17 protein-coding genes are annotated in these 22678 nt (G+C 37.4%); 9 read left to right on the top strand and 8 right to left on the bottom strand.

Translation table 11 applies throughout. The annotated features are described in order from the left end of the window. Positions 1-173: 173 nt before the first annotated feature. From SP041_RS08005 to SP041_RS07980, 6 genes are all read right to left on the bottom strand, one after another. A complete protein-coding gene (locus tag SP041_RS08005; protein WP_137297539.1) occupies positions 174-1202 on the bottom strand; it encodes a DUF2955 domain-containing protein in 1029 nt (342 codons plus the stop codon). 159 nt (positions 1203-1361) lie between these two features. Further along, positions 1362-2420, bottom strand: a complete 1059-nt coding sequence (locus SP041_RS08000) for an HlyD family secretion protein (RefSeq protein ID WP_137297538.1) — start codon at positions 2418-2420, stop codon at positions 1362-1364. Positions 2421-2428: 8 nt separating this feature from the next. Then, positions 2429-2911, bottom strand: a complete 483-nt coding sequence (gene slyA / locus SP041_RS07995; RefSeq protein ID WP_137297537.1) for a transcriptional regulator SlyA — start codon at positions 2909-2911, stop codon at positions 2429-2431. 666 nt (positions 2912-3577) lie between these two features. Further along, positions 3578-5179, bottom strand: a complete 1602-nt coding sequence (locus SP041_RS07990; RefSeq protein ID WP_240791436.1) for a methyl-accepting chemotaxis protein — start codon at positions 5177-5179, stop codon at positions 3578-3580. A 487-nt stretch (positions 5180-5666) separates the two neighbouring features. Then, complete coding sequence (gene fghA / locus SP041_RS07985) at positions 5667-6524, bottom strand: S-formylglutathione hydrolase (RefSeq protein WP_137297535.1); 858 nt, start codon at positions 6522-6524, stop codon at positions 5667-5669. A gap of 133 nt (positions 6525-6657) precedes the next feature. After that, positions 6658-7791 (bottom strand): S-(hydroxymethyl)glutathione dehydrogenase/class III alcohol dehydrogenase, encoded by a 1134-nt coding sequence (locus SP041_RS07980; RefSeq protein WP_137297534.1) that lies wholly within the window; start codon positions 7789-7791, stop codon positions 6658-6660. Positions 7792-7898: 107 nt separating this feature from the next. On the opposite strand from SP041_RS07980, the gene SP041_RS07975 reads away from it, so the two are divergent. The 6 genes from SP041_RS07975 (at position 7899) to SP041_RS07950 (ending at position 15110) form a co-directional block, all read left to right on the top strand. Continuing rightward, the gene (locus tag SP041_RS07975) at positions 7899-8768 is read left to right on the top strand and encodes a LysR substrate-binding domain-containing protein (protein WP_137297533.1); all 870 of its coding nucleotides are present in this window, start codon (positions 7899-7901) and stop codon (positions 8766-8768) included. A gap of 455 nt (positions 8769-9223) precedes the next feature. Then, entirely contained in the window at positions 9224-10210 is a 987-nt protein-coding gene (locus tag SP041_RS07970; RefSeq protein ID WP_137297532.1) for a tripartite tricarboxylate transporter substrate-binding protein, read from the top strand. Between the two features lie 252 nt (positions 10211-10462). Beyond that, the gene (locus SP041_RS07965; protein ID WP_137297531.1) at positions 10463-10951 is read left to right on the top strand and encodes a tripartite tricarboxylate transporter TctB family protein; all 489 of its coding nucleotides are present in this window, start codon (positions 10463-10465) and stop codon (positions 10949-10951) included. Positions 10952-10965: 14 nt separating this feature from the next. Continuing rightward, a complete protein-coding gene (locus SP041_RS07960) occupies positions 10966-12471 on the top strand; it encodes a tripartite tricarboxylate transporter permease (RefSeq protein ID WP_170968530.1) in 1506 nt (501 codons plus the stop codon). Positions 12472-12772: 301 nt separating this feature from the next. After that, positions 12773-14431 (top strand): sensor histidine kinase, encoded by a 1659-nt coding sequence (locus SP041_RS07955; protein WP_137297529.1) that lies wholly within the window; start codon positions 12773-12775, stop codon positions 14429-14431. Then, positions 14418-15110, top strand: coding sequence for a response regulator (locus tag SP041_RS07950; protein ID WP_137297528.1), 693 nt, complete (start codon positions 14418-14420; stop codon positions 15108-15110). Before SP041_RS07955 ends, SP041_RS07950 begins: the two co-directional genes overlap by 14 nt. A gap of 352 nt (positions 15111-15462) precedes the next feature. On the opposite strand, the gene SP041_RS07945 is transcribed toward SP041_RS07950, so the two are convergent. Together SP041_RS07945 and SP041_RS07940 are read right to left on the bottom strand one after the other, a co-directional pair. Further along, positions 15463-16131 carry an alpha/beta hydrolase-fold protein gene (locus tag SP041_RS07945; RefSeq protein ID WP_025564819.1) on the bottom strand — a complete coding sequence of 223 codons (669 nt, stop codon included), beginning with the start codon at positions 16129-16131 and terminating at the stop codon, positions 15463-15465. An 86-nt stretch (positions 16132-16217) separates the two neighbouring features. Then, positions 16218-16685 (bottom strand): Lrp/AsnC family transcriptional regulator, encoded by a 468-nt coding sequence (locus SP041_RS07940; RefSeq protein WP_025564821.1) that lies wholly within the window; start codon positions 16683-16685, stop codon positions 16218-16220. Positions 16686-16973: 288 nt separating this feature from the next. Between SP041_RS07940 and leuA the strand changes: the two genes are divergently transcribed. The 3 genes from leuA to SP041_RS07925 all read left to right on the top strand — a co-directional run bounded on the left by leuA (position 16974) and on the right by SP041_RS07925 (position 22454). Beyond that, positions 16974-18710 (top strand): 2-isopropylmalate synthase, encoded by a 1737-nt coding sequence (gene leuA / locus SP041_RS07935; protein WP_037049354.1) that lies wholly within the window; start codon positions 16974-16976, stop codon positions 18708-18710. A gap of 542 nt (positions 18711-19252) precedes the next feature. After that, the gene (locus SP041_RS07930) at positions 19253-20107 is read left to right on the top strand and encodes a response regulator transcription factor (protein ID WP_025564823.1); all 855 of its coding nucleotides are present in this window, start codon (positions 19253-19255) and stop codon (positions 20105-20107) included. 223 nt (positions 20108-20330) lie between these two features. Continuing rightward, a complete protein-coding gene (locus SP041_RS07925) occupies positions 20331-22454 on the top strand; it encodes a TonB-dependent siderophore receptor (protein WP_025564824.1) in 2124 nt (707 codons plus the stop codon). Positions 22455-22678: the final 224 nt, after the last annotated feature.

Here is a 22678-nt window from a genome sequence, read left to right as displayed (position 1 = left end):
AAAAAGACCAATCCGATCAACAAATAATTTCATTCTTTGAAAATTTTTTATAAAAAAGCCAACCGTCATTACTTTATCGAACGATACCTTTTGTGCCTCTTTCTTGCTAAAGGCGAACAGGTGAAGAGATGAACAGAATATAAGGAATCAATATTATAAGTTTATTACGATGTTCAATAACCGAAACGGGTTGCTTCAAAACGGTTTAATAACTGATGTATCGTGCGACATAAGAATAAGGTCAAAACAATCGCGACTGCAATACTACTGATACGGTAAAAAGCACTAAATATTAAATCATTATCGGGTGTTAAATATTGTCCGAACAAAATACCTAATGTTGTCATAGCCCCGAAACCAATACTTGAACCTCCACCTTCACGCACATGAAACTGGCTAAATAATAAAAGACTAATCCACAATAAAGGAATAACTAACAACAACATGCTCGACCATTCGTAGAGTAAAAATTGTAATGCTATTCCAACGGAAACTCCAAGTATCGTACCGATGGCCCGTTTCCGCGCATAATCAATTACACCATTCCAATGCATAGGAAAAAGAATCAATATCGTACTGGCTTGTGCTGACATCGAATCCTGTAAATCTAATACCTGAAAAGCAATGAATGACATAGTGGCGATAGTCGCTCCTAACAATGTTTCATGGCGCATTCTATGCGGTGCTTTAACGCCTGGTGTTGGAGGTGTTCTTGGGGCTACATCAGGACAGAGGATCGTCATTAAATAAGCAATAAAGACAGATAATACCGTTGCCCAAAAGTTGCTAAACAGTAAGTCATTTAAATTAGTATTAGGGTAACTCGCATAATGGAGCATGATACTCAGCATGAGTACACCATAGGCGCCAAATAGGAAGAGACTACCTTTTGACATCGCCGCAAAACGATATAAAAACAAACAAAATACAATTGGCAACATCATGCCTGGTGAACCTCCCAGTAAGCTAGTGAGTAACCCAACCTCTAAGATTGCCATTGTTGATGCTGCTATTATTTGTTTCATTGCTTGCATATTCATTACTGGGACAAAGCCAAGTAATAGCATCGGTGTGACGGTAAAAAATACACCATAATGCCAATCGAATATTTTACATAAAGTAAAACCGATTGTTGCACCCGTAGTAATACGAATACATTGACGTAAGTCGTTTGCGGTTAAAGGGCGGTGGTTTGCTAACATGCTTATTACCTTGATTACTTTTAAATACAGATGAACAATATCCATCGTTATTCGTTATAAACGATGGATATTGAGCCTTTGTTTGGAGTCGTTAATATATTTCTCGCTGAAGCGTTTAATATATTTAGCAGGATCGTCTAATATATTTCGCTGAAGCGTTTAATATATATAGTGCAGAAAACTGATGAGCTTAATTTGCGCTACTGCAAATAGATTAAAGAAAATATTATCAGGTAATAGTTGAACAGTGGCTCTCGCGCCAGCCGGTAAGTTATGCATGGCAGCATCGTCTAAAGATAAATGCAGTCTTAATCTTTGCGCATCTCTCACCCATCGAGTTGATTCTTGCGGTTCCGCTAAACGTCCATTTGCATCAAATTGTCCCGCACTAACACCTGCATCTATGTTGCTTACGGTGGCAGAATATAAATCACCAGGCACACCATCAAAGGCAATTAAGGCTGAGGATGTCGCCTTTACATTTCGTAGATTTTTCTCTCTAAAATCAGCAATAATATCGACTTTGTCAGATATCACGGCAAGAAGGGGCTGGCCTACGGTCGCAAAACTACCGACTTCTAACTGTAAGTTGGTGACTATGCCATCTTGGTCTGCGTGTATCTCTGTGTAAGATAAGTTGAGTTTAGCTTGTGCTAGATTATTTTGTGCTCTACGTAATTTAAGGTTTTTCTCACCATAGCTTCCGCGGCTGACTTGAAGTTTTTTTAAACGAGCATTAGCCGATAAAAAATTTGCATTTGCAGTTGCAGCATCACTACTCGCCTGATCTTTTTGTTGTTGCGATATACCATGAGAAGCATAAAGAGAGTCAAGGCGTTTAGCTTCACTACGCTTTTGTTGTGCTGTTGCTTTACTGGCGTTTATATCGGCTTTTGCAGCTAATAAAGACGCATCTAATTCAGCGTTATCTTGCCTTGCTTGTTCTAACGCTAATTGTGCTTCAGATATTGCTAATTGGTAAGGGGCAGGATCGATTGCAAATAACAAGTCACCTTTTTTAACTGGCTGATTATTAGTGACCGCTATTGTTTGGATTTTACCTGATATTTGCGGTGTTACTTTTGTGACAACGCGTGTTGCCATTGCTTGAGGTGTTAACGGGATAATATTGTCAGCAAGTAAAAAGTACCCAAATAATATAACGAATCCAAAGGTAGCGATTCTTACTAGGCGGGTAAATTGTTGATCTGGTGTCATGTTATTTCTCATATAAGGTGTGTTGTTGATATGTCTAATTTTGTTAGTTTTTTATTGGCATTATCACTAATGATGTTCATTACTCGTTCAAGTTCAAAGAGTTCATCCATACTGACGCCTGCCAGCAACTCAATACGTACTTCAATAATACGAGCTTCTATTTTCTTTAATAAATCCTTACCGGTTTTCGTTAACGTAACAATTCTTGCGCGCTTATCTTTACGACAAGCGTGGCGCTCAATCAGTCCTTGTGATTCTAATTGCCCTAAGGTACGCATTAGCGAAGCAACCTCTATTTCTAATGCATTAGCTAAGACCTTTTGACTTACGTTGTCACCCAAACGTAAAAGCTTCCACAGTGCGGTCCAACGCGGATAGGTCAATTCCAATGGACTTAGTTCAACATCGACAACATTACGCCAGATACGATATAAGCGTCCGAAGTCTTCAGCTAGCGATAGTTCCTTTAATTGCTCTATGTCTTTTGGCATTTTTCTTACCTATTGGATTTATTTAATTGAAATTATCAGTTATTACTTAGCGTGCTAAGTATTTTACTTGCTTAGCACGCTAAGTAAATAGGAAATAGAGCATTATTGCTTAAATGGTTTTAATTAATAGGAATAAGCCATTAGTAAATAAGCGATTTGGCTTTCTTATACCAATGGAATTAAATAAGTGATTAGAAATTGCGCAGGAAAAATTAACACTAATAAGGCGTGAGTTGTAGAAGATAGTTGTTCTCACTTCAAAACTCAAAACTCAGAACGCAGTTAGGGGTGATTTTAACCAGCAAGAATGATCACCTTATTAATTCTTTTAGTATTATAAAGGAGGAGGGGAATGAATAGGATATGAAAGATTATTTTGTTCAGTGAAGTTGATTGAGTATTAGAACGATTTATTCAGCGCTTAGTGTGATTAATGAGTTATTCGCGTATTGTCTGAGTTATAAAGGAAGGTGTAGATGCAAATAATGGCAATTAATTCGCATCTACATTTATATTTACATCTACATCGATACTTATATCTACATCTATACCTTTACATCTACTTAAACCAGTACCGTTTTTATTATCGCCTTTCGACCATCTTGTTTTTTGTTAGAGCTTCATTTTAGCTGTTTGTTTTTAAAGGATTAACGCGCAATGAAAGTACTATTTTAATTTAAAGTAACTGACAGAAGTAAGTAGTTCCTTACTGAGATCTGAAAGTGAAGAAGCGGATGCCATCGAGACTTGCGCTCGGTTACTATTTTCTTCGGCTACTTGGTTAACATCATGTACGTTGGTTTGAATTTCATCCAACGTATTGGTTTGCAAAGATGAGACTGCTGACGTTTCTTTAGAAATATCTTTAATCTGTTCAACAGAAACATTAATCTCATCGATTACATGGCCTGTATTCGACACATATTCAACACTTTCTAATGATTTACTGTGGCTGTGATTGATCACCGATACGGCACTTAATGTACTGCGTTTAAGGGTTTCTAATGTTAATTGAATTTCACCTGTCGCATCTTGTGTTCGTTTTGCTAAATTCCTTACTTCATCTGCTACAACGGCAAAACCACGACCTTGTTCGCCAGCGCGAGCAGCTTCAATTGCTGCATTTAGGGCTAGTAAGTTAGTTTGATCGGCAATACTTTTAATCACTTCAACTATATTGGTAATGTTATCGGCTTCGGTATCGAGTTGTTGAATCGCGGTGACTGAGTTCTCAATCTCACCCGCTAATCCTTCAATAGAATGAATCGTCGCGTTAACGATTTCTTTGCCTTTTTGTGCCGACTCAATAGCACCGTCTGATTTTGAAACTGCATTATCTGCATGTTCAGAAAGTTGTGTCGAAACAGCGTATAACTCATCTACTGAGTTTGATAATTTAGCCATTTGTGAGCGTTGAAACTCGGCATCATTAATACGTTGTTTATTATCGCTGAGTAAACCATCGGTTGAAGTATCTAAGTTATTCGCTAATGAAATGAAGGACTTGAAAATGCTTTTTAGATTGTTGGTCATGCTGAAAATGGATCTTTTTATTTCACTAATCTCATCTTTATTCTCACCGACTTCAATGGTTCTGCTTAAGTCTCCTTTTGCTAAAGAAGAGGTCACTGACACAATAGAAGATAAGTCTTTTTTGAGCTTTCTGAGCATTAATACAGAAACAATAATAACAATGATAAAGATACTGATAGCTAAAATAGTTGATTGAACTTCGATTTTATTTTCTTCCGCTATTATTCTTTCTGAGCGTAAAGCGACTAATGTGTCATGCATATCGTTGATGTTATTAATGCTGTCGTTAATAGGTACAAAAGCTTGGGAGACCTCTTTTTCTGCTTTTTTTCGTGCGACAAAAGTCGCTTGGGTTAACCAAACATTAGTGAGTGAAGATAATGCTTTGTTAAGCTGATGCACTTCTTTTATAAGTTGATCTCTGACTTGAATAAGACCTTGATTTTCTTCGAGTTCGAGAGTTGTATTCCATTCACTTTCCAAATTTTCACTGGTTATCGATAAGCTGTTGGCATAATCATCAATAAGTGTTTTTGTTTGATTAGTGGCATCTTCTAAGTCTTGTTGTTCGATTGCTCTCGCTGAAAATAACATGCCTATATCTTCTGATAGTTGGTAAGACTTGTTAATGTTTTTCCATTTATTATTAACGTTTGCATAAAACATACGAATATCTGAGTCTAATGTGACGTTATCTACGATCGTTCGACTATTGGTGACAAGGTTGATGGACATAAATAGCAGGGCACACAGCAGTAGTATGACAAGGCTAGAAATTTTAAATGATAGCGTTAGGTTTCTAAATAAATTCAAACTAAATCCTTATAGTATAAACATTATTGTGGAAAGTGACTTTTCGACTGTAGCATTGCTACCTATAAAGTGTGAGTTCTATTTTGCAAATAGAGAGCAAAAAAATAGCAATTTTATGTATAAAGCTCGTACAAACCGTTCAATAAAGATCCATTAATTGGTTTAGTAATGAGCAGGTGAACAAAATGCTATATCACTGTTTTATAATATTTTGTTTTTCGAATATTTTATTTTGTAGAATACAAGCGTTGAATATTTTAAGTGTCATTTTTAACCGTGTGCGACGGTTCTTTATTCACTTATGAATTATGTTGAGACAAAGCTTAAATTAGTGAGGCAATTTGAAGTAAGTGAAGGCACATGCGCCTTCACTATATCGGCTTTAAAGACAGGAACTTAACTACTTTATTTAACTGTTTTTGATTAAACCTAAATTGATAGCGTGAAATCGTAAATGCGATTCAATAAAACTGCTGATGAAGTAATAACTGTGGTCATATCCTTCACGCATATTAAGTTGAAATATATTTAGCTTAGAATCGGCTATTGCCGTTAAGCTTTCTGGCTTTAACTGGTCTTGTAGAAACGAATCATTACTACCTTGATCAATTAAAATAGGTTGATGCTTTTTGTGATTAGCTAATAACTCACTGCTGTCATAAGCTTTCCACTCTTCAATATTATCGCCTAAATAAGCGCTAAATGCCTTTTGGCCCCATGCACAATTGATCGGGTTACAAATTAGACTGAATGCACTCATTGATTGGTATAAATCAGGGTTACGTAAACCAATAGTTAATGCGCCATGACCGCCCATCGAATGCCCACTAATAACGCGTTCTTTAGTGACAGGGAAGTTAGCTTCTATCAATTGTGGTAATTCATTCACAATGTAGTCGTACATTTGGTAATGTTTATTCCACGGAGCTTGCGTTGCATTAACATAAAAACCAGCCCCTAATCCTAGGTCATAAGCTTTGTTGTTATCGTCGGCAACACTCTCACCTCGTGGGCTAGTGTCTGGTGCCACAATCGCAATACCTAACTCTGCTGCTAGTTTTTGTGCGCCAGCTTTTTGCATAAAGTTTTCATCGCTACAGGTTAAGCCTGATAACCAGTACATTACTGGAACAGGTGTATTACTGCTTGCTTGTGGAGGCAGGTAGATAGCAAAGCGCATTTCACAATTAAGCACACTTGATGAGTGAGTATATTGTTTATGCCAACCTTCAAATAGTTTATTACTGCTGATATTTTCAAGGATCATCATGTTGTCCATATAGAAGTTGTTCAGTTTGAATGTAAGCCATTCAGGTGGAGTTATTACTCGTATTGAAAATGGCTCAATTTGAAAGCAGTCAGATTAAGTTTCTACGCCTAATCTGACTAAGCAGGTCAGTCTATTTATGGTCGAAGTGAATAACACTACGAATACTTTCACCGCTATGCATTAAATCGAATGATTTATTGATATCTTCAAGTGGCATAGTATGAGTAATAAAATCACTTAATTTGAATTCACCCGCTAAGTATTGTTCAACAATCGCAGGTAACTGTGAGCGACCTTTAACACCACCAAATGCCGTTCCACGCCAAACACGCCCAGTCACTAGTTGGAATGGACGGGTCGAGATTTCTTTACCTGCACCAGCAACACCAACAATCACTGATTCGCCCCAACCTTTATGACAACATTCAAGTGCACTTCGCATCACATCAACATTACCGATACATTCAAACGAGTATTCAACACCGCCATCAGTCATTTCAACAATCACATCTTGGATTGGCTTATCGTGGTCTTTTGGATTAATACAATCCGTTGCACCCAGTTGTTTTGCTAGTTCAAACTTACTTTCATTGATATCGATACCAATAATCTTATTGGCGCCAGCCATTTTTGCACCGATAATCGCTGACAAGCCAATGCCGCCTAATCCGAAGATCGCAACGTTATCGCCTTTCTCAACTTTAGCTGTATTTAATACCGCGCCCATACCGGTTGTAACACCACAACCTAATAAACACACTTCTTCAAGCGGTGCATCTTTATTAACTTTCGCTAATGATATTTCTGGTAACACAGTATATTCAGAGAACGTAGAACAACCCATGTAATGGAAGATTGGTTGACCGTCTTTGTAGAAACGACTAGTACCGTCTGGCATTACGCCACGGCCTTGCGTTTCACGTACTGCGCTACATAAGTTAGTTTTACCTGAGGTACAGAACTTACAGACACCACATTCAGCAGTGTAAAGCGGAATAACATGGTCGCCAACGCTCACACTAGTGACACCTTCGCCGATTTGCTCAACGATACCGCCACCTTCATGACCTAAAATAACTGGGAATAAACCTTCAGGATCTTGACCTGATAACGTAAATGCATCCGTATGGCAGACACCAGAGGCAATCACTTTAACTAATACTTCGCCTTTTCTAGGTAGCATTACATCAACTTCTTCAACCACTAATGGTTGATTTGGACCCCACGCTACAGCCGCTTTTGATTTAATAAATTTATCCGTCATATCTACTCCAATTATGTGTGTATGGCATTTTTATGTATCTATTATATTTGTTTCTACAATAATGATAATCTACCTAAAATGAAAATTACTTTTACCAGGTGGTAACAATGAAGTGGCTGGGCATCAACGAATTTGTAGCAGTAGCTGAAAATCAAAGCTTCTCATTAGCCGCTAAAAATCTCAAAATTTCTACTGCACAAGTGAGTCGTCAAATCAGTGCACTGGAAAAGCGACTACAGGTAAAGTTATTTTACCGTACCACACGCAAAGTATCGCTAACACAGGAAGCGCAGTTGTTTTATCAACATTGCCGTCATTTGTTAGATGGGCTAGATACCGCTGAACAAGCCATCACCAACCTACAGAGTAAACCGCAAGGTAAAATAAAGCTAACTGCACCTGTTACTTATGGAGAGCAGAAAATCTTACCGTTAATCAATGATTTTGTTGCTTTGAACAGTGATATTGAAGTAACAACTGAGCTAACCAATAACCGAGTCGATTTAATTGATGGCGGTTTTGATGTCGCTATTCGCCTAGGGCAGTTGCAAGATTCAAGTTTGATTGCTAAAAAGCTCAGCCAACGTTCTAACTTTGTTTGTGTCTCTGAAAACTACTTACAAAAACACGGTGAAGCACATTCACTATCCGAGCTTAAACATCATAATTGTTTATTAGGTACGCGTGACTATTGGCGTTTCACCGAGCAAAATAAAGAGAAGAACATCAGAGTTAAAGGTAATTTACGATGTAATAGTGGGCTCGCACTAGTTGATGCCGCATTAAAAGATATCGGTATCGTGCAATTGCCAGATTACTACGTGCAATCCTATATAGAGTCAGGTCAGTTAGTGACTATTTTAGATCAGTTCAGAGAACCTGCGGAAGGTATTTGGGCGGTGTATCCTCAGAATCGTTATTTGTCACCGAAGATAAGGTTGTTGATTGATCATCTTGCCGAGCATTTACAGTTATAAAGTTTTTACTTTCCTTGTATTGATACAAAACTTAATATCGCGATTAATGAATAACTTGAAATTTTTTTGAATTTTTATCGATTGTGTCATGGTTTTAATAAAAATTAACAGCCTTCTTAATATTATTAAAAATCGTCAATAAACCTCTTAACTATTTGTTTTAAAATATAATAAATAGTTATTAATTGATCGTGAATTTAATTAACACCATAAAAACCATAAGCGCCATTGATTCATCGCGTTTAATTGTTTCGTCTCACATTTCCATTCCTAGCCTATCAGTATGCTTACAAAATCAGTTCATTCATTTAACAAATAAAACACATTTATTTAACGCATCAAATGAATACTAGGTTTTTACAAAGGATCTATTCTGAGAATAAAAATAAAACGAGGGTAAGAGCTATTCGCTCAATACTTTTTATATTTAGGAAATAAGCAAAGGATGTAAGTTGATGATTAAATTAAAACAGCTTTTAACAAGTGCCGTGATTGCAACCACTACACTTCTCTCGGTGAACTCTGCGATGGCAGCAGATTATCCTCCTCATACTATTAATATGGTTGCGCCTTCAGGGGCTGGTGGCGGTTGGGATTTAACCATTCGTACCGTAGGTAAAGTGTTAAAAGATACAGGTCTCGTTGATGCGAATATGCCTGTAGTGAATCGTCCCGGTGGTGGTGGTGCTGTTAACTTAGCTTACATGCAAACTCAAAAAGGCAAAGGTGATCTTATTTCAGTATATTCTCCGCCTATTTTGCTAACGAACCTAACGGGGCTGACTCAATACAGTTATAAAGATACAACACCTATTGCACGTCTTATCACTGACTATGCTGCTTTTGTGGTACCAGAAAATTCAAAGTACAAAACGATTAAAGAAGTCATGGACGCGCTTAAAAAAGATCCTAAATCGGTCAAGATTGGTGGAACATCTGCCGCAGGATCGATGGATCATATTCAATTCTTATTAGTTGCTAAAGCTGCGGGTGTTGAGAATCTTCGTAATATTGATTATATCTCTTTTCAAAACGGTAGCTTAATCGCACAAGCGCTAGGTGGTCATGTTGACCTTATTTCTACTGGTTTAGGCGATGTTGCGGGACTGGTTGAAAGTGGAAAATTACACGCGTTAGCACAAACGGCAGACAAGCGTATTGGTAGTGGCTTAATCGCGGAAATTCCAACAGTAAAAGAAGAAGGCATTAACGTTACGTTTGAAAACTGGCGTGGTTTATTTGGCCCGAAAGATATGCCAGAAGAAGCGGTTGCGTATTGGCGTGATGCTTTACAGAAAATGGTTGAAACAACTGAATGGAAAGAAGCACTCAAACGTAATGGTTGGGACAATGCTTACCAAAATGACCAAGACTTCACCACGTTCTTAGGTAAAACGAACGAACAATATAAAGGATTGATTAAAGAAGTATTTGGTCGATAAGCCTCGATATTAATTAAATGAAAGAGATTATTTATGTAAACAAGTAAGTGTTCTTTCATTAAACAGGTTTGATATCAGTACTGAATTTTTATAAATCAATAACGATTCTATTTTAAAAATACAATAAAGCTTTGTGTAAAAAGCAAAGCTTACTTCCTTATGATTATGCCAAGAAACAAAGTCGTTTTAGCCACCGTTTCCATATAAAAAAAGCATAACTTAATAAACTCGATTATTTGGTAGAGGTGTAACGTGTCAAATATAAAATCCAATTGGGATGGCCTGACAGGACTATTTAGTATCACATTTGGTCTAGCATACGGAGGCTATGCATATAGCTTACCTCAGCCGATGTTTGGTAATCCATTAGAAGCTATTTTCTTACCACTTGCGGTGTCGGCCATTGCTATTTTTATTGGTGTATTACTGATCTTTACTGGTGGGATCTCACCTTCAATAATGGCTATCAAAGCATTATTGAATGAAAGCTCACAACGAAAAGAGGATCGCAGAAAAATAGCTATTACTTGTGTTATTTGCATTTTTTACGCGATGCTATTTGAACATGCTGGTTACGTGATCAGTACTTCTTTATTTATGTTTTCGACGTTGACGGTGACTTGCGGCAAAGGTTTTTGGAAAAAAAGCGCTTTAATTTCAATTATTTTTGCTGGTGGCATTTTTATTACTTTTAATGAATTGCTGTCAGTTAATCTCCCTCCATTCCCATTTTTTAATTAATAGAGCTGAGCATAATGGATATTTTAACGAATTTAATGAATGGCTTTAGTGTTGCTCTTCAGCCTTATTACTTATTTTTAATCTTAGTTGGCGGTATTTTAGGGACTGTGATTGGCATGCTTCCGGGGCTTGGGCCTGCAACTGGTGTCGCTATTTTATTACCAATGACATTTTCAATGGGGCCAACGGCTTCACTTATCACTATGATGGGCGTTTATATTGGCGCCATGTTTGGCGGGTCTCGAAGCTCAATTTTAATTAATACCCCCGGCGATGGTGCGGCACTGGCTGCAACCTTTGATGGGTACCCCATGGCAATGAAAGGCAAAGCAGAGTCCGCACTTGCTATATCTGCTATTGCGTCATTAATTGGCGGTACTATTGCGGCTGTATTAATGACATTAATGGCTGAACCTGTTGCTGGTTTGGCTGTTAAATTTGGCCCTGCTGAATACTTTTTATTAATGGTTGCTGCGCTTTCTATGACGGTTTCTATGTCGAAAGGAAATATGCTGAAAGGCTTTTTATCGATGTGTATTGGACTCGCGATATCGACCGTGGGGATTGACGGACAGTCAGGTTTACAACGTTTTACTTTTGGAGTGTTAGAGCTTCAAACAGGTATCGATTTCTTAGTGGTTATTATTGGTATTTATGCTTTAGGTGAAGTATTTAAAAGTTTCCGAACCTTGAGTGAAGGAGGCAAAAAAGCACAAACTAAGTTTAAGCGAATTTGGATAAGCAAAGAAGAATGGAAGCGTTCAAAATGGCCGATTCTTCGTAGCGCACCTGTTGGCTTCATTATTGGTGCACTGCCTGGTGCAGGCGGTACGATGGCATCGCTGATGTGTTACAACAACGAAAAGCAACTATCTAAAAATAAAGAAGAATTTGGTCATGGCGCAATTGAAGGGTTAGCAGCACCAGAGTCAGCAAACAATGCGGCTTCTATTGGTGCAATGATTCCAATGTTATCACTGGGTGTGCCGGGTTCGGGAACGACTGCGGTAATGATGGGCGCACTATTAATGCTTGGCATTCAACCTGGGCCACTATTGTTCGCGCAGCATCCAGATACGGCTTGGGGACTCATTGCGAGTATGTTTGTTGCTAATGTAATTTTGGCTATTGTGAATATTCCACTTGCAGGTGTATTAGTACGCTTATTAGCGATTCCGCCAAAAGTACTTTATCCCATTGTACTTAGCTTAGCTTTTGTAGGTTGTTATGCGATCAGTGCTTCTGTTGTCGATTTCTACATCTTAATCATTTTAGGTGTTGCTGGAGTTATTATGGGACGTCTTGATATTCCTACTTCTCCAATGATTTTAGCTGCCATTGTCGGTGGACAAATGGAGCAATCTTTCCGTCAGGGTTACAGAATATCGAACCAAGACCTAAGTGTTTTCATGAACTCTGGTATCGCTAAAGGATTATTAGTCGTTATATTACTCTCGATATTGTTACCTATTATTAGCGCTATTCGAGCCAAAGCCGCTAAAAGAAAGGTAGCAGCTTAAAATATCAGTTACTCAAGTTGCTAAATTAATCGATTACCCAAGTTACCCAAATAACGTAAGTTGTAATGACGATGCGTTATTTGGGTTCTTTTTTATGTCTAAAAGTGAACAATTACGTTGTACACATAAAACACTGTTTTTATTAGAAAATATTCATTAATAGGTAATAAATAAATTCTAAAGCGAGTAAAGCGTCACTGTCTTTATTCTTATTTTAATTTAACATTTACGTTTCAAATCAGTTACAAATTAAACTCACTACTTCTGACTCATTACTCAGTATTCACTTCGGTTAGACTTTATGAAAAACACTTTTTCTTCTTTCTGTAAATTGACCTTTCGTATCAAAATATTTTTATTACTATTTGGTCTACTTATGCTGCAAATGCCAGTGATGGTATGGCATTTTGAAAGTACATTATATAAATCTATCAAACATCAAGTGGGCACTCGCGCACTTATCCAAGCTAAAGAAATTTCTAGTGATCCCGTGCTCATTAAACAAATTGTGTCAAAAGATCTGGTCGCTCTAAATATCAATATCAATCGATTATCAGCGATATCAGATGCCAGTTTTATTGTGATTGGTGATGAAAATGGCATTCGCTTATCACATCCGGTAGAGGAGCGTATCGGTTTTCCAATGAGAGGAGGTGATAACGCCGGTGCGCTAGAGCGTGGTGAGTCTTATATCTCCTTAAGGGAGGGAAGTTTGGGTTATGGTGTGCGGGGAAAGGCACCTATTTTTGATAGTCATCATAATATTATCGGGGTTATTTCTGTTGGTTATTTACTGAACCGTTTTGACCAATGGCTTGATGTGTATATGACTCCCTTACTTATCGAGGTGTTCAGTCTTTTTGCGCTGACTTTAGCGGCTGCTTGGGGGTTTTCTCATCATATTCAAAAGAAAATGAATAATATGGAGCCAGAAGAAATTGCACTTGCATTGAACTTACAAAACACAATTCTAAGCTCAGTGTATGAGGGAGTCATTGCTATTGATCGTGAAGGTCATTTTCTCACTATGAACAAATCAGCTCGTAAGTTATTGGGCGCTGAGTATGATATTAACTACCTAAAAACACGGAAAATTTTTGAATATGTTTCAAACTCAGAATTCTTTTTTCGCCAACCACTGAATGAAAGCCTAAAAGATGAAATGATCCGTTTGAATGAACACAGTTTAATTGCCAACCGCGTGGCCATTTTTAAACAAAATGAATTGATTGGTTGGGTCGTTAGTTTTCGTGAAAAAAGTGATATTGATTCTCTGACCAATGAACTTACTCAAGTTCAGCAACATACTGATAGTTTACGAGTATTACGACATGAGTTTTCTAATCGTTTGGCGACCATCTCTGGTCTGATTCAAATGGGGAGATTAGATGAAGTACAGCAACTGATTGCACAGGAAAATACCAGTAAACAAAAATTGCTAGATTTCATTCATCAGCATATTCATTTGCCACAAGTCGCAGGTTTACTATTAGGGAAGTCATTACGCGCAAAAGAGCTGAACATTTCATTGATGTTTGACTCGACTTGCCAACTCCACCCGCTTAATTCTACATTAAGCGAAACTGAACTGTGTGCCATCCTCGGTAACTTAATTGATAATGCCTTCGATGCGACCCAACGTAACCCTGATAGTAACTGTATTGTTAACGTTTTAATCACTGATGCAGGGGACGATTTGGTGATTGAAATAAGCGATAACGGTACTGGTTTAGCGGCTGATTTAATGGATGAAATCTGGAAGAAGGGCGTCTCTAATAAACAAGACCGTTATAACCATGGCATTGGCTTATATTTAGTTCACCGCTATGTCACTCATGCTAATGGCTTTATACTCGCTGATAATGCTGAGCCACAAGGTTGTATCTTTTCTGTCTTTATCCCCAACAACTGTAAAAACGACCCAATCAATATAGAAGGTAAACTAAATGGATCTCATTGATGTATTAATCGTGGAAGATGATGCAAGAATTGCACAAATTCACAGTCAAATTTTACGTCAAACGCCTCGTTTTAACCCTATAGGGATTGCTGAAAATCTACAAATGGCAAGAACGATGGTAAAAATACATAAACCGAATGTCATTATCTTAGATAACTATTTACCTGACGGTACTGGTATTGATTTATTCCGCGAGATCATTGCCGATAAAACGACCCATAAAACCAGTGTGGTGCTAATTACTGCTTCAGATGATATTGATACGGTTAAAACGGCAATGAAGCTAGGTTGCTTTGATTATTTACTTAAACCAGTGTCATACGAACGCTTGCAAGAAACACTCAATCGCTATTTAACATTAAACACGGCAATGGATGCATACGATAACCTTGAACAACGTCAAATTGACGAACTCTTCAATATCCAACTGCGTGACAAATACCAGCAATTATTACCGAAAGGAATAGAAAGCATTACGTTAGAAACAATCAAACGGGTATTTTCTCAAAATGTTGGCGTAAAATTTACCGTTGATCGCTTAGTTCAAAAAACGGGTATTAGTAAAACCACCGCTCGTCGCTATTTAGAATACTGCTCTGCCAATGGTTTATTAACCGCAGAAAATGAGTATGGGAAGGTCGGACGACCAGAAAGAGTGTATTTAAAGCAAAGTACTTAAAAATTAATTAGTTAAAAGTTAAGTCGTTAAAAATTCAATGGCTAAGAGTCAAATTGATAAAAATTAAAAGAATAGATTCAGAGCCTTTAATTTCTATCAATTTATAGTTTATAAATTCATATCCTATGAGACATAGTTTATAAAGCTATGCTTAATAAATTTAAACTACAAAAATATGTTTGAATCAGCCTTATACCAATGGAATTAAATAAGTGATCAGGGATTGCGCAGGAAAAATTAACACTAATAAGGCGTGAGTTGTAGGAGATAGTTGTTCTCACTTCAAAACTCACAACGCAGTTAGGGGGGATTTTAACCAGCAAGAATGATCACCTTATTAATTTTTTTGGTATTACTTCAATACTTTTTGTAGCCAAGTTGAAATATCTGCTAACTGCTCTGCGACTACAGAATGTGGCATCGCATAAGATTGCCATTGTGGTTGATAACCTGCACCCATTAATAACGAATTCGCCATGCTACCTGCACTAATAGGCACGACTTCATCTTGCTCACCGTGATGTTGCAAAATCGGCGTTTTTTGATTTGCTGGTGATAGATCTGTAGGCAGTGCATCTGGGTTTGGTAGGTAACAAGACATCGCTAGAATACCGGCTAATTTTTGTGGATATCTTAATCCTGAAAATAAACTAATTACGCCACCTTGGCTAAAACCGGCTAACACAATTTTGTCCGCTGGAATGCCACTGTCAATTTGCTCTTGTATTAAAGCATGCAATCTTTTTTCTGATGCCATGACACCACTAAGATCCGCGCGATTATGTAGGTCCATGCTTTTAATATCATACCAAGATCGCATCACTGCACCTTGGTTGATAGTGACTGCTTGCTCTGGTGCATGCGGAAAGATAAAACGGATCTGATGATCTTTTGGTAGATTTAATGCGGGTACTACAGGTGAAAATCCCGCACCTGAATCGCCTAAACCATGTAGCCAAATAACACAGCTTGTTGCGTCTGAAGATGGGTTAATAATGATTTTTTCTAATGCTACTGACATGTTCATATCCTTTATAAATTGCTCTGTAAATAAGTTACTTTTTAAGTGAATGAGTCTAATAATTAAATGATCTTACTCTTATTTTATTAATCGAGCGGTAATGCTGTTTTCTTAATGACCTCACGTAAAACAAAACTAGAGTGTACGCCTGTTACGCCTTCTAGTTTGGTGATATGACCTAATAGGAATTGTTCATAATGTTGCATATCCCGTACGATCACTTTTAATAAAAAGTCAGCCGATTGGCCTGTCACAATTAAGCACTCTAATACTTCTGGTAATAGGCTAACTGATGTTTGGAAGTTTTCAAAACGCTCTGGCGTATGCCTGTCCATACTAATACCTATCATGGCTGTTAGGTTTAAACCTAAAGCAGAAGGTTTTAATAGGGTGACATGTTTATCGATAATGCCTGATTCTTCTAAGCGTTTAACACGACGAGAGCAGGGGGTTGGTGATAAACCAACACTGTCGGCTAATTCTAAATTACTAATGCGAGCATTGGCTTGCATCAGTTGCAATATTTGCTTATCTATACGGTCTAATTTTACGATTGATTGCATAGTTATTTCTCAATATGTATTTAATCACTACGTTTTTTTGTTTTTGTAGTTATTTGTTGCAATATTTTGCAATTATAAGGGTAACTTTGCAACCATTCTCTCATTATAATTCGCTATAGTTTACAGCATGAATAGCGAGCGAAGTTTCTTACCGGAAATGGGTGGCAATAACCTTATCATGCTGAGCCAACTCGCTAATTCGTATAAACTACGCTTTACTGTTGCTTTATCGTTATAATGATAACAATCATATCAAAAAATAGTTTTAGGGAATCTCTTATGCCAGTGAATAGCAATCAACCATCTAGTTTTAATCATAAAAAATACCGTGCTTTTGCGCCTATTCAAAAAACCGATAGACGTTGGCCTAACCATGTTATTAGTGTTGCACCCGATTGGTGTAGTGTTGATTTAAGAGATGGTAACCAAGCACTTATTGAGCCAATGAGCCCAAGCCAAAAACTAGAAATGTTTAAGCTATTAGTTGATGTTGGTTTTAAAGAAATTGAAGTAGGTTTCCCTGCAGCCTCTGCACCTGACTTTGATTTTGTTCGTCAATTGATTGAAGAAGATCTAATCCCTGACGATGTAACAATACAAGTGTTAACACAAGCAAGAGAGCCGTTGATTGCACGTAGCTTTGAGTCATTAAAAGGCGCTAAGAAAGCGATTGTTCATTTATATAATTCAACGTCTACAGTACAACGTGAACAAGTTTTCAAAAAATCATGTGAAGAAATTAAAGCCATTGCCATTCAAGGTGCGCAATGGGTAAAAGAGATGGCTTCTCAACAGCCTGATACACATTGGTCTTTCCAGTATTCCCCTGAGAGTTTTACGGGAACAGAAATGGATTACGCACTAGAAGTGTGTGATGCCGTGATTAACGTATGGCAACCAACGCCTGATAATAAAGTGATCATCAATCTACCTGCAACAGTCGAAGTGTCTACTCCGAATGTTTATGCCGATCAAATTGAGTGGATTAATGACAATATCAGTCATCGTGAAGCCGTTAGAATTAGTTTACATACTCATAATGACCGTGGTTGTGGTGTTGCTGCTGCTGAGCTAGGTGTGTTAGCAGGTGCTGACCGTATTGAAGGTACATTATTAGGTAACGGTGAACGTACGGGTAATATGGATATCGTGACCATGGCGATGAACATTTACAGCCAAGGTATTGACCCAGAATTAAACTTATCTGATATGGACCGTATTATTTCTACCGTTGAACGTTGTACTCAACTAGCCGTTCATCCACGTCATGCTTATGCTGGTGAATTAGTCTTTGCTGCTTTCTCTGGTAGCCATCAAGATGCGATTAACAAGTGTATGAGTATTGATGCTGAGCAACGTAAAGAAGACCCTGATGCGCATTGGCAAGTGGCTTACTTACCGATTGACCCTCGTGATTTAGGTCGTAGTTATCAGCAAGTGATCCGCATTAATAGTCAATCAGGTAAAGGCGGTGTCGCTTATGTACTTGAACAGGATTATGGCATTCAAATGCCGCGTTGGATGCAGGTTGATTTCAGCCCGCATATTCAAGCGTTCGCTGAGAAAAGTGAAGCAGAAGTAGGGCCTCAAGTAATACATGAAATATTCTCAAACACCTACTTAAATCCAGTACATGCAGTTAATATTGAGAGTTACCAGCTTAACCGCGAAGGTAGCGTTGATACGTTACAAGCACAGTTGACAACACAGAACCAAACACTTGAATTAAAGGGTAAAGGTAAAGGTGTGTTAGATGCATTCGTGAAAGGCTTAAGCGCCGCCATTGGCCATGACATTGTGTTAATTGATTACACAGAGCATGCGTTACCAAGCAAGTTAGGTGCTGAAAATGAACAAGCTGAAGCAATGGCTTATGTGCAAATTAGTATTCAAGGAAATCGTTACTGTGCAGCGTCTACTTGCCACGATATCTTAACGGCTTCTATGCAAGCGGTATTGAATGCTTTAGGTCGTAGTGACGTTAATGTGGCATCGTCTATTTCATTATCTGCTTAATCGTTTTTAATGATTAGTTATGAATACTTACTAATTAGTTATAAATAATTAGCCATAAATATGGTTTCATGAAGCGTAAAGTCATGAAGCCATATTGACATATTTTCCACTTATCCCTTTTAACTAATTCTTTTAACTAACTCCTTTAACTTCCTTTAACTAACTCTCTTCAAATAAGTTTTTAGCTAATTCTCTTCAATTAAATTTTTAATTAATATTTTCATTAAGTTTCATAAATTAAATTCCTTTCAATAGCTGATTAATTTTACGAATTAAAACAGTTATCTAGTGCATTTATTTTTTATAAAAATAACCAAGTATTTACATTTCGCTTTGTCTTTTATTTATTTTTCTACGTGAATTTTTACTGGCAAGCTGAATCGTAATGTTATCACTTTTAAAACACGACAAAAAATAAGTCAGATTAACAACCAGTAAACGCAGAAATAAGTAAAAGATTTATCTGATTGTTACCAAAGAGATATTGATAAAGTTAACCCTTAAAAGTAGAATACGAATCATTATCGTCCAGGGAGGTTGTTATGTCTTATATCGTGGTGGTTAGTGATAATCTGCAAAGCAGAAGGTTATTAACACAAGTGCTCACTAAAGCTGCTCATCAGGTCACTTGTCTTAGTGATGCTAAAAGCACTTTAACTCACTTACAGCAGCAAGGTGCTGATGTTGTCATATTAGATAATGAGTTTTCTAATGACTCACTGATGGATACTTTCACTACTAATACGTTATCTTCTAACGTTGAAAATGCTCACGATCTGTCAACTAATCTTTCAAGCAAGAAATCTTCTGATAGTCATCAATCTGATGCTTATGTGGTCGCTAAAGAAACACACAAATTAATTTCAACAATATGTAAACGTTTCGCTACACCTATCTTATTATTGAGCGAAACTGGAGATCAAGAAAATCTATTAGATAAGTTAAAGGCAGGTGCAGATCAATACCTTAACAAGCCTTATTCAGAGCAAGCTTTATTAGTACATATCGAAGTGCTCTTACGTCGTGTAGCATTAGAAAAACAACGTGCTACATTTGATAATTGCACTGAACGTTTTTCATTTAAAATATCGCGTCTGCCATTAACAGATACGGAAGTGCAGTTAGTGCAATATTTAAGCAAAAATGACGGTGATATTATCTCTAAAGCAACGCTACAAAAAGAAGTGCTGAAAAGAGAGTTATCCGCTTTTGATAGAAACTTGGATGTTCATATCAGTAATATTCGTCGTAAAATGTGTAATGCGGGTTTATCCAAATTACATATAAAAACAGTACATGGTAAAGGTTACGCTTTCAGCGAGAAGGTTGCACAATTGTCTTGTATGCTTATGTGCTTTTTAACCTCTTCAAATTTCCTACCTTCATTTTTCATCTGATTTAATCCTCAGTTTATCTCAATGTTACTTTTGAATACGTTTGTTTAGTTTTAAATATTTGCACTTCTCATTATTTTTCCTTAACAAATGTAAAGAATGTAATTTTATTGTTATTGATAACTATTACCATGTAATTTTGAACTTTGTATCTATCAGCTAATGCGATTCATCACTCAAATGGAATTGCTATAAATAATCATTAATGCAAAGGGAGAAATGGGAAATGTTTAAAAGAAGTCAGTTGTCTATGTTAATAGGTGCGACGCTTGCCTCATCTATAATTTATGTCAATGCTGCTGAAAATTCAGGTATCGAAGCCGATCCTGAAAAGTTAATGGTAGTGACTGGTGAACGCGCTAATTATAAAGCAGACAGTAATACTGGTTCTATGCGCATGGAGATGACTCAACTTGAAACACCGGGGCAAGTCACGGTGATTGATGAGCAATTAATTGATGAGCAACGTGCAACCAAGTTGAGTGATGTATTAAAAAATGATTCAAGTGTTTCAGCATTAGGCGATAGTCGTAATCGTGAACGTTTCGCTTTACGCGGTTTTGAACTAAGCAGTAGCTCTGGCTACTTGCGAGACGGCAAACAACATTGGTCTCATTATCGCCAACCTGTTGAATTATTACAATCTGTTGAAATATTGAAAGGCCCTGCTGGTTTGCTATACGGTCAATCAGCACCGGGTGGTCTTATTAACATGGTGACTAAAAAACCAACGGCAGAGACGCATGTTGTCTTTAGCCAAGACTTAGGTTCAAATAATTCGACTCGTAGTACATTGGATATTAGTGGTGCTTTAAATAATGAAAAAACATTACGTAGTCGTTTAGTGTTATCACAACAAAATTACGACTCATGGCGCAATTATAGTGATGGCTCATCACCTTCAACGGATCGTTTTGTAGGCGGTCTATTTGTTGATTACGATCTCAATGATGCCGTGACTATTTCTGCACATTATGACCGTACAACAGATGACGGCGGCGTTGACTCTGGTGCTTATGTTGTTGCTGGTAAGTCAGTTTTAGGCGATAAATATATTTGGGATACACAGTGGTCAAATATCGATAACGAAGTTGAGAATGTCGGTGTTGGTATTGATGCTCAGTTAAATGATAATTGGTCATTAAACGTGAGCTATAACCATCAAGACTTTAAACGTCATGATGTTGAAAGTTATCCTGTTGAAACAACTTTTGATGGCACAACGTATACACAAGCCGGTAGTGATCGTAGTGATAACTGGATCTTCCAAACAGCAAGTGCCGATTTAGTCGGTGAATTCAAAACAGGCGATATCGGTCATAAAGTCTTAATCGGCAGTAACTGGTTGGGTTATAGTTATGAGCGCGAACAGTATTCATTAGTTGGGTCTACAACGACAGTGGGTGAACCAAACTCATCAGCGACGATTAATACATCTGCGAATGTGGTAACAAGTGATAGTACGTACAACAGTTATGGTTTCTATGTACAAGATATGGTGACTTTTAATGACCAATGGCAAGCACTTGCTGGTCTACGTTATGATTTAAAAGTAACGCCTGGTGATGATGGCGAATCAGATGAAAGATTAGATGCAATAGTGCCTAAAGTTGCTTTAATCTACCACCCAACAAGTAACGGTTCTATTTACTTAACTTACTCTGAAAGCTTTGAACCTCAGTCTGATGTATCTGATAGTAATGCTACAAATGATGGCGCATCACTTGACCCTGTGAACGGTAAACTTTATGAGTTAGGCACTAAATGGGAATTGTTTGATAAACAATTATTTGCTTCTGGTGCCGTTTTTGAAATTACTGAAGAAAATTCAACGATTAATGTGGGTAGTGCAGATTCTTATGAAGTCACACAAACAGGTGAACGTGTTCATCGTGGTGTTGAATTAGCATTCCAAGGTAACATTACTGATGATTTTTCATTAAGTGGTACAGGTACTTATCTTGATGCTGAATACACAACAGATGCTAATTACCAAGGTAATCGTCCTGCTGACGTGCCGAAGTTCGCTGCTAGTCTTTGGTCTCGTTACCAAGTAACTCATAATACTGACCTTAACTTAGGGGCTACTTATGTGGGGTCTCGTTATGGCGATGCGGCAAATACCTTTAAGAAAGATGGTTATACTCGTTTTGATTTAGGGCTTGCTCATCACTTTCAATATGATCAAAACCTAGAAATGGTATTTCGCTTTAACGTAGAAAACCTACTTGATACTGATTACTACGCTGGCGGTGGTTCAACAGGTGATGACTACGCAACAAATGGTGCACAAAACGTTGTTGTTGGTGAAGGTCGTAACTTTATGGCAACAGTTCAAGTTCGTTATTAAAGTCGTTTGATTTATTAACTGCTATTTATAAATAATGTAACGGCTAGGAAACTAGCCGTTTTTATTTGCTAAACCCATTGTTATTAACACTGCTATTTTATTCTTCTTTTGTTCTCCTTTTAAACTCTAACGTTTTGTTTATTGCTTTTCCTAATCTCCTTAGCTTACTTAATTTTCATAACTTGAATGTTTTTCATACTTCAAATGTAAAGATTGTAATTTAA

Origin of the sequence: Psychromonas sp. SP041 (genome assembly GCF_000470315.2) — a bacterium.
Taxonomy (GTDB): domain Bacteria; phylum Pseudomonadota; class Gammaproteobacteria; order Enterobacterales; family Psychromonadaceae; genus Psychromonas.
The sequence above is the reverse complement of the archived record's forward strand: the minus strand, read 5'-3'. Positions and strand labels throughout refer to the sequence as shown.

What these genes read in the sequence shown, in the direction of transcription:
- SP041_RS07980 (WP_137297534.1), bottom strand. Translation starts at nt 7,791, where the DNA reads ATGACGGATAAATTTATTAAATCAAAAGCGGCTGTAGCGTGGGGTCCA.
- SP041_RS07990 (WP_240791436.1), bottom strand. Translation starts at nt 5,179, where the DNA reads ATGTCCATCAACCTTGTCACCAATAGTCGAACGATCGTAGATAACGTC.
- SP041_RS07975 (WP_137297533.1), top strand. Translation starts at nt 7,899, where the DNA reads ATGAAGTGGCTGGGCATCAACGAATTTGTAGCAGTAGCTGAAAATCAA.
- SP041_RS08005 (WP_137297539.1), bottom strand. Translation starts at nt 1,202, where the DNA reads ATGTTAGCAAACCACCGCCCTTTAACCGCAAACGACTTACGTCAATGT.
- SP041_RS07945 (WP_025564819.1), bottom strand. Translation starts at nt 16,131, where the DNA reads ATGTCAGTAGCATTAGAAAAAATCATTATTAACCCATCTTCAGACGCA.
- SP041_RS07950 (WP_137297528.1), top strand. Translation starts at nt 14,418, where the DNA reads ATGGATCTCATTGATGTATTAATCGTGGAAGATGATGCAAGAATTGCA.
- SP041_RS07970 (WP_137297532.1), top strand. Translation starts at nt 9,224, where the DNA reads ATGATTAAATTAAAACAGCTTTTAACAAGTGCCGTGATTGCAACCACT.
- SP041_RS08000 (WP_137297538.1), bottom strand. Translation starts at nt 2,420, where the DNA reads ATGACACCAGATCAACAATTTACCCGCCTAGTAAGAATCGCTACCTTT.
- SP041_RS07930 (WP_025564823.1), top strand. Translation starts at nt 19,253, where the DNA reads ATGTCTTATATCGTGGTGGTTAGTGATAATCTGCAAAGCAGAAGGTTA.
- SP041_RS07960 (WP_170968530.1), top strand. Translation starts at nt 10,966, where the DNA reads ATGGATATTTTAACGAATTTAATGAATGGCTTTAGTGTTGCTCTTCAG.
- slyA (WP_137297537.1), bottom strand. Translation starts at nt 2,911, where the DNA reads ATGCCAAAAGACATAGAGCAATTAAAGGAACTATCGCTAGCTGAAGAC.
- fghA (WP_137297535.1), bottom strand. Translation starts at nt 6,524, where the DNA reads ATGATCCTTGAAAATATCAGCAGTAATAAACTATTTGAAGGTTGGCAT.
- SP041_RS07955 (WP_137297529.1), top strand. Translation starts at nt 12,773, where the DNA reads ATGAAAAACACTTTTTCTTCTTTCTGTAAATTGACCTTTCGTATCAAA.
- leuA (WP_037049354.1), top strand. Translation starts at nt 16,974, where the DNA reads ATGCCAGTGAATAGCAATCAACCATCTAGTTTTAATCATAAAAAATAC.
- SP041_RS07925 (WP_025564824.1), top strand. Translation starts at nt 20,331, where the DNA reads ATGTTTAAAAGAAGTCAGTTGTCTATGTTAATAGGTGCGACGCTTGCC.